The sequence below is a fragment of the Micromonospora sp. CPCC 206061 genome (genome assembly GCF_036906915.1).
Taxonomy (GTDB): Bacteria; Actinomycetota; Actinomycetes; order Mycobacteriales; family Micromonosporaceae; genus Phytohabitans.
Genome location: NZ_JBAKHX010000002.1, coordinates 75,578 through 88,249, shown reverse-complemented (window position 1 = coordinate 88,249; position 12,672 = coordinate 75,578). Strand labels below are relative to the sequence as shown.

At 70.6% G+C, this 12,672-nt stretch carries 12 protein-coding genes; 5 read left to right on the top strand and 7 right to left on the bottom strand.

From position 1 onward, the window contains the following. Positions 1 to 17: 17 nt before the first annotated feature. On the bottom strand, positions 18 to 1,136 hold the full coding sequence (gene alr, locus V6V89_RS02725) for an alanine racemase (protein ID WP_334617303.1): 1,119 nt from the start codon (positions 1,134 to 1,136) through the stop codon (positions 18 to 20). A 38-nt stretch (positions 1,137 to 1,174) separates the two neighbouring features. On the opposite strand from alr, the gene V6V89_RS02720 reads away from it, so the two are divergent. After that, positions 1,175 to 2,128 carry a glycosyltransferase family 2 protein gene (locus V6V89_RS02720; protein ID WP_334617302.1) on the top strand — a complete coding sequence of 318 codons (954 nt, stop codon included), beginning with the start codon at positions 1,175 to 1,177 and terminating at the stop codon, positions 2,126 to 2,128. Positions 2,129 to 2,297: 169 nt separating this feature from the next. Beyond that, a complete protein-coding gene (locus tag V6V89_RS02715) occupies positions 2,298 to 2,660 on the top strand; it encodes a cupin domain-containing protein (RefSeq protein WP_334617301.1) in 363 nt (120 codons plus the stop codon). A gap of 29 nt (positions 2,661 to 2,689) precedes the next feature. Here V6V89_RS02715 and V6V89_RS02710 read toward each other — a convergent pair whose 3' ends face one another. The 3 genes from V6V89_RS02710 to glmS form a co-directional block, all read right to left on the bottom strand. Next, complete coding sequence (locus tag V6V89_RS02710; RefSeq protein WP_334617300.1) at positions 2,690 to 4,126, bottom strand: NAD(P)H-hydrate dehydratase; 1,437 nt, start codon at positions 4,124 to 4,126, stop codon at positions 2,690 to 2,692. Next, positions 4,123 to 4,509: a holo-ACP synthase gene (locus tag V6V89_RS02705; RefSeq protein WP_334617299.1), complete on the bottom strand. Its 387-nt coding sequence runs from the start codon at positions 4,507 to 4,509 to the stop codon at positions 4,123 to 4,125. Before V6V89_RS02705 ends, V6V89_RS02710 begins: the two co-directional genes overlap by 4 nt. A 293-nt stretch (positions 4,510 to 4,802) precedes the next feature. Further along, positions 4,803 to 6,665: a glutamine--fructose-6-phosphate transaminase (isomerizing) gene (glmS, locus tag V6V89_RS02700; RefSeq protein WP_334617298.1), complete on the bottom strand. Its 1,863-nt coding sequence runs from the start codon at positions 6,663 to 6,665 to the stop codon at positions 4,803 to 4,805. 146 nt (positions 6,666 to 6,811) lie between these two features. Here glmS and V6V89_RS02695 point away from each other — a divergent pair, with 146 nt between their 5' ends. Together V6V89_RS02695 and V6V89_RS02690 are read left to right on the top strand one after the other, a co-directional pair. Continuing rightward, entirely contained in the window at positions 6,812 to 7,372 is a 561-nt protein-coding gene (locus V6V89_RS02695) for an MmpS family transport accessory protein (protein WP_334617297.1), read from the top strand. Positions 7,373 to 7,421: 49 nt separating this feature from the next. Beyond that, positions 7,422 to 8,597, top strand: coding sequence for a pyridoxal phosphate-dependent aminotransferase (locus V6V89_RS02690; protein WP_334617296.1), 1,176 nt, complete (start codon positions 7,422 to 7,424; stop codon positions 8,595 to 8,597). Here V6V89_RS02690 and glmM read toward each other — a convergent pair. From glmM to rplM, 3 genes are all read right to left on the bottom strand, one after another. Beyond that, positions 8,594 to 9,943, bottom strand: coding sequence for a phosphoglucosamine mutase (gene glmM / locus V6V89_RS02685; RefSeq protein WP_334617295.1), 1,350 nt, complete (start codon positions 9,941 to 9,943; stop codon positions 8,594 to 8,596). The two genes, V6V89_RS02690 and glmM, sit on opposite strands and share 4 nt — an antisense overlap. Before the next feature lie 105 nt (positions 9,944 to 10,048). Next, entirely contained in the window at positions 10,049 to 10,510 is a 462-nt protein-coding gene (rpsI, locus tag V6V89_RS02680) for a 30S ribosomal protein S9 (protein ID WP_334617294.1), read from the bottom strand. 20 nt (positions 10,511 to 10,530) lie between these two features. Continuing rightward, positions 10,531 to 10,974, bottom strand: coding sequence for a 50S ribosomal protein L13 (rplM, locus tag V6V89_RS02675; RefSeq protein WP_334617293.1), 444 nt, complete (start codon positions 10,972 to 10,974; stop codon positions 10,531 to 10,533). A gap of 276 nt (positions 10,975 to 11,250) precedes the next feature. Between rplM and V6V89_RS02670 the strand changes: the two genes are divergently transcribed. After that, positions 11,251 to 12,615, top strand: coding sequence for a nitrate/nitrite transporter (locus V6V89_RS02670; RefSeq protein ID WP_334617292.1), 1,365 nt, complete (start codon positions 11,251 to 11,253; stop codon positions 12,613 to 12,615). Positions 12,616 to 12,672: the final 57 nt, after the last annotated feature.

Below are 12,672 nucleotides of genomic sequence, written 5' to 3'. Positions count from 1 at the left end.
CGTTCTCGTGGGGTGCTTCATGCGCGAGCTCCGTCGTAGATCCTGGGGACTCTGGTACTACCGAACCGCGTGACGATCTCGTAGTTGATCGTGCCGACCGCCTCCGCCCAGTCGTCGGCGGTGGGCTCGCCGTGCTCGCCAGCGCCGAAGAGGGTGGCGACGTCGCCGGCGACCACCGGGTCGTCGCCGCAGTCGAGCACCACCTGGTCCATGCAGACCCGACCCGCGATCCGGCGGACCCGGCCACCCAGCTCGATCGGGCCGGCGTTGGACGCGTGTCTGGGCACACCGTCGGCATACCCGAGCGGCACGACCGCGAGCGTGGTCTCACGTTCGGTGATGTAGGTGTGGCCGTACGAGACGCCTTCGCCGGCCGGCACCCGCTTGCTCAGGATCACCCGTGCCCGCGCGGTCATGGCCGGCCGCAGCCCATAGCGCTCGCCCGGCACCGGCGACAGGCCGTACATCGCGATGCCGGCTCGCACCAGGTCGAAGTGGGCGTCGGGGCGGGTGAGGATGGCGGCGGAGTTCGCGATGTGCCGGTAGCGGGGGGTGATCCCGAGGCGCTCGGCGACCGCCACGCCCTCCCGGAACGCGACCACCTGCTTGTCGATGGTGGGGTGGCCGGGCGCGTCCGCGTACGCGAAATGGCTCCACAGGCCCACGACCTCGATCTCGCCGTCGGCCTGGGCCTTCGCGGCGGCCTCGGCGAGCGCCGGCCAGTCGGCGGCGGTGGCGCCGCCGCGCGAGAGGCCGGTGTCGAGCTTGAGGTGCACGCGCGCCGGGCGCCCGGCGCGGCGCCCGGCCTCGACCATCTCGCGGAGCTGGTCGAGGCTCGCGGCGCTCAGCTCGACGTCGGCCGCGACGCCCTCGTGCAGCGGCAGCCCGGGCGCCAGCAGCCAGGCCAGGACCGGCACGGTCAGCCCGGCGCGGCGCAGCGTCAGCGCCTCGTCGAGCGTGCACACGCCGAGGTACGTCGCACCGGCGTCCAGGGCGGCGCGGGCGACCGGGAGCATCCCGTGGCCGTACCCGTCACCCTTGACGACGGCCATCAGCTCGGCACTGGTGCCGGCGCGCAGCCGCGTCACGTTTTCGCGAACCGCGTCGAGGTCGACGCGAACTTCCGCCTGCCACATGCTCTTCAGGGTACTGACCGGCCACGTAACATCTCAGAATGCGCCTGTCTGTCGTGGTGCCGTGCTTCAACGAAGAGGCGAGCGTCGATCGCCTCCACTCGGCGGTGACCCTCGCCGTGCAATCGTTGACCGCGGATGTCGAAATCGTGTTCGTCGATGACGGCAGCGACGACGGCACATTAGCCGCCCTGCGCGAGCTCGCCACGCGCGACTCGTCGGTCAAGTACACGTCGCTCAGCCGAAATTTCGGCAAGGAAGCGGCCATGCTGGCCGGCCTGGAGCGCGCCACCGGCGACGCCATCGTGATCATGGATGCCGACCTCCAGCACCCGCCGCACCTGCTCCCGCGAATGATGGAGCTGTACGAGCAGGGCTACGACCAGGTGATCGCCTGCCGCGACCGGCGGGGCGACCAGTTCTTCCGCACGCTCGCCTCGCGCGCCTTCTACCGCATGGTCAACAGATTGGTCGACGTGCAGCTCGTCGACGGCGCGGGCGACTTCCGGCTGCTTTCCCGGCGAGCGGTCGACGCCATACTGTCACTGCCGGAGTACAACCGGTTCTCCAAGGGAATCTACTCGTGGATCGGCTTCAACACGGTCGTGTTCGCCTACACGAACGAGTCCCGCCAGGGCGGCCGCAGCAAATGGACCTTCGGCAAGCTCTTCAACTACGCGCTCGACGGCCTGCTGTCGTTCAACAACCGCCCCCTGCGCCTCGCGATCTACGGCGGGCTGGCGCTGACACTGCTCGCCGTGGCGTACATGACCTGGGTCGTGGTGAGCGCGATGGTGCGCGGCATCGACATGCCCGGCTACACGACGATCATCGTCAGCGTCATCGGGCTGGGCGGCATCCAGATGATGCTCCTCGGGATCATCGGCGAATACATCGGCCGGCTGTACTACGAGGCCAAGCGCCGTCCGCACTACCTGGCCAAGGAGACGGAAATGTCCCCGTTGCGGCCCCGCAGCGCGTCGAGTTCCTCCTGAGAGGTCTGTCATCGGCCAAGCGGCCACACTCCGCAACTGCGTGGTGACAGGACCTTGACATGCCCAGGCAACCGGTGGTTACGGTCCACTTGAGAAACCGAGACGTTCTCGAGGGGGGAACCGGGTAGGGGAGGCTCCGGTCAGCCTGCGCGAGTGGGGGGTGGATGCGGTGAAGAGCATCGAGGTCAAGACATTCGACAAGCCGGACGAGACGCGCGACTTCGAAGGCAAGGGCTGGGCCGACATTTGCACGGTAGGCGGCAAGCCCGTGGCGCGCGGGCACTTCGAGCCGGGCTGGAAATGGTCGCAAAACGTAAAGCCGATCGTGGGCGGCGACATGTGCCAGGTATCGCACCTCGGGTATGTGCTCGAAGGCCGGATGCGAGTGATCATGGCGGACGGCAGCGAGCAGGAACTGGTACCGGGAGAGGTCGTCGCGATCCACCCAGGGCACGACGCCGAGGTGGTCGGCAACGAGACGTGCGTCTTCGTCGACTTTGGCGAGATCGCCGAGTACGCGCTCCGCAAGTAGAACGAAACCGGAAATCAGGACCCGAAGGGTCACCGCCACGAGAGCGGCACTACCTCGCGTAGTGCCACCGCGACGTCCGCCGCGGTCACTGGACCGCGGCGGGCCGCTTCCCGGCCGGCGAGGCCATGTAGGTACGCCGCCGCGACCGCGGCTCGCTCAGCGGGCAGCCGGGCCGCGAGCAGCGAACCGAGCAACCCTGCCAGCACGTCACCAGTTCCGCCGGTGGCCAGCGCCGGCGTGCCGGTCGGGTTGGCCCACGCCTCGCCGGCCGGGGTGGCGACTACCGTCCGGTCGCCCTTGAGGAGCACGACCGCGTTCATCCAGGAGGCCAGCCGCAGCGCCGCGCCGACCCGGTCCGAGCCCGGCTCGCCGCCGGCCAGCCGGGCGAACTCCCGGTCGTGCGGGGTCACCACGATCGGCGCATCGCGGCGGCGGAGCTGGTCGGCCATCGAGCCGTCCACCAGCAGCGTCAGGGCGTCGGCGTCCAGCACCGCCGGGAGCGAGGTCGCGAGCACGGTGCGCAGCTCGGTGGCGGCGGCTTCGTCGGTGCCGAGGCCGGAGCCGCAGACCCACGCCTGTACCCGGCCAGCGTCGGCGACCCGCTTCGTGGCGATCACCGACGGGTGCTGCCGCAGCACGTGACCGGCGGCGCTGCCGGCATACCGGACCATGCCGGTCGGGCCGGCGAGCGCACCGCCGACCGAAAGCACCGCCGCACCCGGGTACGTCGCGGAGCCGGTCGCGATGCCCACCACGCCACGGGTGTACTTCTCCGAGGCGGCGCCCAGGCGCGGCCACCACGCGTCGATGTCGGCCCAATCGGGCACCGCCAGCGCGGCGTCCGCCCGCAGCCACGGCCCCAGCCCGATGTCGATCAGCTCCACCTCACCGGCGTACGCCGCCGCCGGGCCCACGACAAGCGCCGGCTTGAGGCACCCGAACGTCACGGTCACGTCGGCGCGGACCGCCGGACCGCGTACCCCGCCGGTGTCGACCTCGACCCCGCTCGGGATGTCGACCGCGACCATCAGCGTGCGGCGCGCGTGCAGCTCCTCGACCACCTCGGCGGCGCCCTCACGCAGCCCACCGGAACCGCCCAACCCCACGATGCCGTCCACGGCGAGATCGACGTCGTTCGGCACCGCGTCGACCACGCGGCCACCTGACCGTTCGAGCGCGGCCAGACCGGCGCGGTGTACCTTCTCGGGCACCAACAGCAGCGCGCGGACAGCCGCACCCCGCTCAGCCAGGCGGGCACCGGCGTACAGCGCATCGCCCCCGTTGTTGCCCGCGCCAACCAGCAGCAGCACGCGTGCCCCGTACACGCCACCCCGCTCGCGAAGCAGGAGCGCGCAGCGGCGCGCGAGCCCGGCGGCGGCGCGCTGCATGAGCGAACCCTCGGGCACCGTCTTCATCAGCGCCTCTTCGGCAGCCCGCACGTCGCTGACCCGCCACGCCTGCCTCATGGCGCCTCCTCCGGGAGTCGTTCCGCCACCACCATCGCCGAGGCGATCCCGCCGTCGTGGGAAAGGGACAGATGCCACCGGGTGACGCCACGCTCGGCAGCCGCCGCGGCGACCGTGCCCCCGACGGTCAGCCAGGGCCGGCCGTCGGGGTCGGAGACGATCTCGCAGTCGTGCCAGCGCAGCCCGTTGGGCGCGCCGAGCGCCTTGGCCACCGCTTCCTTTGCGGCGAAGCGGGCCGCGAGCGACTCCGGCGAGCGCGGGTTGCCCGAGGCCGTGAATCGCTCGGCCTCGGTGAAGAGGCGGTCGGCGAGCAGGGGTGTGCGCGCGAGCGCGTGCGTGAACCGGTCGACCAGGACGACGTCGATGCCGACAGCCACGATCACGCGTTCACCTTATCGGCGACGCAGCCGGCGACGACGCCTTCCCTCGTCGCTTCGCTCCTCAGTCCAGACGCCGCCGCGCCAGCTCACTCACTCCACTCTGCCCGTGGTTGCGTTCGCTCGCGCGGCGCCAAAGACGACGCCTTCCCTCGTCGCTTCGCTCCTCAGTCCAGACGCCGCCGCGCCAGCTCACTCACTCCACTCTGCCCGTGGTTGCGTTCGCTCGCGCGGCGCCAAAGACGACGCCTTCCCTCGTCGCTTCGCTCCTCAGTCCAGACGCCGCCGCGCCAGCTCACTCACTCCACTGTCACGCTCTTGGCGAGGTTGCGGGGCTGGTCAACGTCGTGGCCGCGGGTCGCGGCGATCTCGCAGGCCAGGACCTGCAGGGGCACGGTGGTCACCAGCGGCGCGAGCAGGGTCGGCGTGCGCGGCACCCGAACCAGGTGATCCGCGTACGGCTCGACCGCCGTGTCGCCCTCTTCGGCGATCACGATGGTGCGGGCGCCTCGGGCGCGCACCTCCTGGATGTTCGACACGATCTTGTCGTGCAGGACGCCACGCCCGGCCGGCGACGGCACCACGCACACCACCGGGCAGCCCTCGTCGATCAACGCGATCGGACCGTGCTTGAGCTCGCCGGCTGCGAACCCCTCGGCGTGCATGTACGCCAGCTCCTTGAGCTTGAGGGCGCCTTCGAGCGCGACCGGATACCCGACGTGCCGGCCGATGAAGAGCACGCTCTTGGCGTCGGCCAGCGAGCGGGCCAGCTCGCGCACCGGCTCCATCGTCTCCAGTACCTCGCGCACCTTGCCCGGCATCCGCTGGAGCTGCTCGACGACCGCGGCGACCTCGTCGGCGTACTTGATGCCGCGCACCTGGGCGAGGTGCAGGCCGACCAGGTAGCAGGCGACGAGCTGGGTGAGGAACGCCTTGGTCGAGGCGACCGCGATCTCCGGGCCGGCGTGCGTGTACAGCACGGCGTCGGACTCGCGCGGAATCGTGGACCCGTTCGTGTTGCAGATGGCGAGCACGCGAGCCTTCTGATCCTTGGCGTGCCGCAGCGCCATCAGCGTGTCCATGGTCTCGCCGGACTGGCTGATCGCCACGACCAGCGTCGAGCGGTCGAGCACCGGGTCGCGGTACCGGAACTCGCTCGCCAGCTCGACCTCGCACGGGATGCGTGTCCAGTGCTCGATGGCGTACTTGGCGGCCATCCCCGAGTGGTAGGAGGTGCCGCAGGCGACGATGAAGATCTTGTCGACGTCGCGCAGGTCCTGGTCGCTGAGGCGGACCTCGTCGAGGACGATGTCGCCGTTCTCCTTGAGCCGCCCGAGCAGCGTGTCGGCGAGGGCCTGCGGCTGCTCGGCGATCTCCTTGAGCATGAAGTAGTCGTAACCGCCCTTTTCGGCGGCCGAGGCGTCCCAGTCGATGTGGAAGTCGCGCCCGGTGGCCGGCTCGCCGTCGAAGTCGGTGATCTCGATGCCGTCCGCGGTGATCAGCACGACCTGGTCCTGGCCCAGCTCGACCGCCTCGCGGGTGTGCTCGATGAACGCGGACACGTCGCTGGCGAGGAAGTTCTCCCCCACACCGCGACCGACCACGAGCGGCGAGTTGCGCCGGGCGCCGACCACCGCGCCGGGCGCGTCGGCCGACACGGCCAGCAGCGTGAACGCACCCTCGAGCAGCCGGCAGACGCGGCGCATGGCGTCGGCGAGCCCCTGGGCGCCGTCTGTGACCATCTCGCGAGCCAGCAGGTGCGCCACGCACTCGGTGTCGGTCTCGCTGGTGAACTCGACCCCGTCCGCCTCCAGCTGGGCGCGTAGCTTCGCGAAGTTTTCGATGATGCCGTTGTGGATCACGGCCACCCGGCTGTCGCGGGCGAGATGCGGGTGGGCGTTACGGTCGGTGGGACCACCGTGGGTTGCCCACCGGGTGTGCCCGATGCCGGAGGTGCCCTCGGCGATGCCGGCGATGTCGCCCTCGGCCAGCGCCTTCTCCAGGATGGCGAGCTTGCCGGCCCGCTTCTCGGTGAGCAGCTCGTCGGCGGCCACCACCGCCACGCCCGCCGAGTCGTAGCCGCGGTATTCCAGCCGTCGCAGCCCTTCCAACACGATGCCCAGCGCCGGCCGCCCGCCGACGTAGCCCACGATTCCACACATGCTCCGCAGCGTAGCGAAGAATCGCTCATCGCGCTTGCGCGAAAGGCGGCTTATCGCGCATCTGACATGAGCGTTTGGCGAACAGCTGGGAACAATCGGACACCCGACTTGCCGAATCCGGCCAAGGTGCAAGACGGTGTCATCCGATGACCTACACCCAACCGATGTACGAGCCGCCGCAACCGCCGCGGCCCAGACGCTCGAACGGCCCACTGCTGGCCGTCGTGATCGTGCTCGCGGTCCTGCTCTGCGGAGGCAGCGGCGTGGCCGGAGTGCTGCTGGTCGACCAGTCCGGCCAGCCGGACGACCCCACCACCACACCGTCCGACTACGCGGGCCGGCCGCCCACCGAGCGGCCCACCGAGCGGCCCAGCGAGCGGCCCAGCGGGCCGCCCTCCAGTGAGCCGGACGGCGGCGGTGGCCGAGACGTGGTGTACGAGGTCACCGGCGAGGGCCCGGCCACGATCGTCTACGTGAAGGCAGATGGCCTGACCGTGGTGCAGGAGTCCGACGCCGAGCTGCCCTGGCGGCTGGAGCTGACCCTCGAAGACACCGCCGCCGTGGCGACCGTCACCGCGACCCGCGGCCTCAGGTCGAGCGGCACCGTCAACTGCCGCCTCACCATCGACGGCAAGGAGGTGGCCAAGAAGTCCGCCTCCGGCAACTTCGCCACCGCGACCTGCACCAAGCTCGTACTCCCCGGCTAGCGTGCGTAGGCGAACCGCCCGAGCCGGGGCGAGGGCTTAGGCTAGCTCGGTGACTACGGCCTTCGAGGTCGGGGTGCAGCGGATGCGGCCCTTCGGCACCACGATCTTCGCGGAGATGTCTGCCCTCGCGGTGCGCACCGGCGCGGTCAACCTGGGGCAGGGCTTCCCCGACACCGACGGCCCACCCGAGATGCTCGCCGCCGCCGTCGACGCGCTGCGCGGCGGCCAGAACCAGTACCCCCCGGGACCAGGCATCCCCGCGCTGCGCGCGGCTGTCGCGGCTCACCAGCGGCGGTTCTGGGGGCTCGAGTACGACCCGGACGGCGAGGTGCTGGTCACCGCCGGCGCCACCGAGGCGATCGCCGCCGCCATCCTCGGCCTGTGCGAGCCCGGCGACGAGGTGGTCTGCTTCGAGCCGTACTACGACTCGTACGCCGCCTCGATCGCGCTCGCCGGCGCGGTCCGCAAGCCGGTCACGCTCCGGCCGGGAGCCGATGGCCGGTACGAGTTCGACCCTGACGCGCTGCGGGCGGCGTTCGGCCCGCGCACCAAGCTGGTGCTGCTCAACTCGCCGCACAACCCCACCGGCAAGGTCTTCACACCGGCCGAGCTCGCGCTCGTCGCGCAGCTGTGCCAGGAGCACGGGGCCTACGCGGTCACGGACGAGGTGTACGAGCACCTGGTCTTCACGGACGCCGCGGCGCCGCACACCCCGCTGGCATCGCTGCCCGGGATGCGCGAGCGCACGTTGCGCATCTCGTCGGCCGGAAAGACCTTCTCCTGTACTGGTTGGAAGATCGGCTGGGCGAGTGGCCCGGCGCACCTGGTGACCGCCGCGCTGCGGGTCAAGCAGTTCCTCACGTACGTGAACGGCGCACCGTTCCAGCCGGCCGTCGCCGTGGCGCTGGGCCTGCCAGACAGCTACTACGAGCAGTTCCGGGCGAGCCTCCAGCAGCGGCGCGACCAGCTCATGGCCGGGCTGACGGCCGCGGGCTTCGGCGTCCTGCCGTCCGAGGGCACCTACTTCGTCACCACCGACATCACCCCGCTGGGCGGGACGGACGGCATGGCGTTCTGCCGCACGCTGCCCGAACGCTGCGGCGTGGTGGCGGTGCCCACCGAGGTCTTCTACGACAACGCGGCGGCCGGCCAGCACCTGGTGCGGTTCGCCTTCTGCAAGCGTCCCGAGGTCATCGAGGAAGCCGTCCGCCGTCTCAGGGCCTAGGCGGCTGGTGATGCCGTGCGGACCACGGCGGCGATGCGCTCGGCGACCTCGCGGGCGGTGTCGACGGTCGCCGCCTCGACCATCACGCGCACCAGCGGCTCGGTGCCCGACGGGCGGAGCAGCACCCGGCCGGTCGCACCCAACTGGGCATCGGCCTCGGCAGCCGCCGCCAGCACCTCGGGCGCCGAGGCACCGGCATCGCGGTCGCCGACCGGCACGTTGATCAGTACTTGCGGCAGCTTGGTGACCACGGACGCCAGGTCGGCGAGCGACCGGCCCGTGTCGGCCATCCGCGCCATCAGGTGCAGGCCGGTGAGGATGCCATCGCCGGTCGTGGCGTACGCCGGCATCACGACGTGCCCGCTCTGCTCACCGCCCAGCGCCAGCCCCGACGCGCGCAGCTCCTCCAGCACGTACCGGTCGCCGACCTTGGTCTCGACCAGCCGGATGCCGGCGTCGGCCATCGCCAGGCGCAGCCCGAGGTTGCTCATCACGGTCGCGACCAGCGTGTCGGCGGTCAGCGTGCCCGCGTCTCGCATCCCGAGCGCCAGGATCGCCATGATCTGGTCGCCGTCGACCTCGTTGCCGTCCGCCGTGACGGTCAGGCACCGGTCGGCGTCGCCGTCGTGCGCGATACCCAGATGGGCACCGTGCTCGCGGACGGCGGCCTTCAGCGGCTCGAGGTGGGTCGAGCCGCAGCCGTCGTTGATGTTGAGCCCGTCGGGCTCGGCGTGGATCGCGATGACCTCGGCGCCGGCTTGCTCGTACGCGGCCGGCGCGACCTCGGAGGCTGCCCCGTTCGCGCAGTCGACCACGACCTTCAGGCCGTCGAGCCGGTGCGGGACCGTGCCGACGAGGTGCTGGACGTAGTGGTCTGTGCCGTCCAGCAGGTCGTGAACGCGACCGATGCCGCCAGCCACCGGCCGGGCCCAGGTAGCGCCGCTCTCCACGGCCGCCTCGATCGTCATCTCGACGTCGTCGGGCAGCTTGTGCCCACCGGCGGCGAAGAGCTTGATGCCGTTGTCCGGCATCGGGTTGTGCGAAGCGGAGAGCATGACCCCCAGGTCGGCCTTGGCCTCGCCGGTGAGGAACGCCACGCCCGGGGTGGGCAGCACGCCGACGCGTACCACGTTGGCGCCGGCGCTGGCCAGCCCCGCCACCACGGCCGCCTCCAGCATCTCGCCACTGGCCCGCGGGTCGCGGCCGACCACCGCGAGCGGCGGGTGGGTGCGGTCGGACTCGGCGAGCGTCCGCGCCGCGGCCAGCGCGATGGCCAGCGCGAGCTCGGGGGTGAGTTCAGCGTTGGCCCGGCCACGTACTCCGTCGGTGCCGAAGAGACGACCCATGCACGTAAGCCTTCCAGGGGAGCGCCAGTACGGCGGCAGCGAAACGGCCGGCACCGCGGCCCCGGATGGGGGCGGGCCGGCCGTCCGATCAGGCGTACAAACGCGTCAGCGCTTGGAGTACTGCGGCGCCTTGCGGGCCTTCTTGAGGCCGTACTTCTTGCTTTCCTTGACCCGCGGGTCACGGGTGAGGAAGCCGGCCTTCTTCAGCGCCGGCCGGTCGTCGACGTCGTTGGCGCAGAGTGCCCGCGCGATGCCCAGCCGCAGCGCGCCGGCCTGGCCGGTGATGCCGCCGCCACGCAGGTTGGCGACGATGTCGAACGCCTCAGCCTTTTCGGCGGTCGCCAGCGGCTCGCGGATGAGCTGCTGGTGGACCTTGCTCGGGAAGTACTCCTCGAGGTCGCGGCCGTTGCAGGTCACCTTGCCGGTGCCCGCAACGATGCGCACCCGGACGATGGCCTGCTTGCGGCGGCCCACTGTCTGGATCGGCCGGTCACCGCGCGGCACGCGCGTCACCGCCACCGGAGCGACTTCGGCGGCCGGCGGGGTCGGGACGATGGTGTCGGTCATGCTGTTTCCTTCGCCCGCGCTCACTGCGCGATCTGCTTGATCTCGAACGGCACCGGCTGCTGGGCCGCGTGAGGGTGCTCTGGGCCGGCGTACACCTTCAGCTTCTTGATGAGCTTACGGCCGAGCCGGTTGTGCGGGAGCATGCCGCGGACGGCGAGCTCGATGGCCCGGTCGGGGCGCTTGGCCAGCAGCTCGTCGTAACCGACCTGCTTCAGACCGCCCGGGTAGCCGGAGTGCCGGTAGGCGACCTTGGTCTCGCGCTTGTTGCCGGTCAGCGCCACCTTGCCGGCGTTAACGATCACCACGAAGTCGCCGGTGTCGACGTGCGGGGCGAAGGTCGGCTTGTGCTTGCCGCGCAGGAGCGTGGCGGCGTGGGTCGCCAGACGTCCCAGGACGACGTCAGCGGCGTCGATGACGTGCCACTGACGCTCGATCTCACCCGGCTTCGGGCTGTACGTACGCACAGGTTTACCTTGTCTCGTCGTCGGTCTTGGGGCGCATGGGTCTTGGGGCGCATGCTGGGTCCGCTGTATGTGCCCGCTTGTTCAACGGCAGCGCTCACGGCATAGCACAACAGCAGGCAACAATACCCGGTCGCCGCCGTCAGGGTCAAAGCGGGCTCAAAGCGGGCCCTGACGGCCTCCTCACAACCCTGATGGATGGGCTGGTAGGCCGGGTTTTACACCCCGGGTACATCCGGCGGAACCCGGCCGCAAAGTCGCCTCCATAACTTGCCGGTCATGAGTACGACACTGACCCCGCCCGTGGCTGGCGCCGCGGCTGCTCCGGCCGCGAAGGGCCGGTGGATCACCGACTGGGACCCAGAGGACGAAACCTTCTGGGCCGCGACAGGCCGCAAGGTGGCCCGCCGCAACCTGATCTTCTCGATCTTCGCCGAACACCTCGGGTTCTCGGTCTGGACGATCTGGAGCGTTGTCGTCGTCGCGCTGCCGGCGACGCTCTTCCCGTACTCGGTCGACCAGCGGTTCTGGCTGGTCGCGCTGCCCAACCTGATCGGCGCGCTGATGCGCATCCCGTACACCTTCGCGGTCACCCGCCTCGGCGGGCGCACCTGGACCATGATCAGCGCCCTGCTGCTGCTCATCCCGATCACGGGCCTCATCGTGGCCGTGACCGCGCGGCCGCCGTACTGGGTGGTGCTGATGCTGGCCGCGACGGCCGGCTTCGGCGGCGGCAACTTCGCCTCTTCCATGACAAACATCTCCTTCTTCTATCCGGAGAAGAAAAAGGGTGCCGCGCTCGGCCTCAACGCGGCCGGCGGCAACATCGGTATCAGCACCATGCAGCTGTTCGTCCCGGTGGTCATCGCTGGCGGGCTGGTCTACGGCGGGCTGATGTGGCTGCCGCTGGTCCTGGGCGCGGCGGTCTGCGCTTACTTCTTCATGAACAACCTGGCGGTCACCAAGACGCCGTTCAAGGCCCAGTTCGCCACCGTCAAGCGGCTGCATACCTGGGTCATGTCGTTCCTATACATCGGCACGTTCGGCTCGTTCCTCGGCTACTCGGCCGTGTTCCCACTGGTCCTGAAGCTGGAATTCCCGGAGGCGCCGACGGCGCACCTGGGCGCGGCCACGATCACGCTCGCGTTCGCTGGCCCCCTGATCGGGTCGCTGACCCGACCCGTGGGCGGCTGGCTGTCGGACAAGGTCGGCGGCGCCCGGGTCACCGCGGGCTGCTTCGTCCTCATGGGCCTCGGCTCCTTCGGCGTGATCACCGCCGTCGGTGCGCACAACCTGCCGATGTTCCTCGCCTCGTTCGCGCTGCTCTTCGCATTCGCCGGGGCTGGCAACGGCTCGACGTACCGGATGATCCCGGCCATCTTCGCGGCGAAGTCGCCGGACCTGGTCACGGCCAAGCGGGAGTCGGCGGCCACCCTGGGCATCGCTGGGGCGGTCGGCGCCGCTGGTGGCTTCTACCTGCCGCGGGCGATCAGCGACTCCTACACCGCCACCGGCGGGATCAGCACCGCGTTCTCCTGGTTCTTCGTGATGTACGCCGTCTGCCTCTTCGTCACCTGGTGGTGCTACATGCGGCGCCGCGTCCTCGTCGCTCAGGTCCCTAGCCTGGCCCACGCCACGGTCTAGTCGCCTTCTCCACGACCAAGGCGTCTCTCAAGTCGCTCCAACGACTTGAGAGGCGCC

What these genes read in the sequence shown, in the direction of transcription:
- alr (WP_334617303.1), bottom strand. Translation starts at nt 1,136, where the DNA reads ATGTGGCAGGCGGAAGTTCGCGTCGACCTCGACGCGGTTCGCGAAAAC.
- V6V89_RS02720 (WP_334617302.1), top strand. Translation starts at nt 1,175, where the DNA reads ATGCGCCTGTCTGTCGTGGTGCCGTGCTTCAACGAAGAGGCGAGCGTC.
- V6V89_RS02710 (WP_334617300.1), bottom strand. Translation starts at nt 4,126, where the DNA reads ATGAGGCAGGCGTGGCGGGTCAGCGACGTGCGGGCTGCCGAAGAGGCG.
- glmS (WP_334617298.1), bottom strand. Translation starts at nt 6,665, where the DNA reads ATGTGTGGAATCGTGGGCTACGTCGGCGGGCGGCCGGCGCTGGGCATC.
- V6V89_RS02695 (WP_334617297.1), top strand. Translation starts at nt 6,812, where the DNA reads ATGACCTACACCCAACCGATGTACGAGCCGCCGCAACCGCCGCGGCCC.
- glmM (WP_334617295.1), bottom strand. Translation starts at nt 9,943, where the DNA reads ATGGGTCGTCTCTTCGGCACCGACGGAGTACGTGGCCGGGCCAACGCT.
- rpsI (WP_334617294.1), bottom strand. Translation starts at nt 10,510, where the DNA reads ATGACCGACACCATCGTCCCGACCCCGCCGGCCGCCGAAGTCGCTCCG.
- V6V89_RS02670 (WP_334617292.1), top strand. Translation starts at nt 11,251, where the DNA reads ATGAGTACGACACTGACCCCGCCCGTGGCTGGCGCCGCGGCTGCTCCG.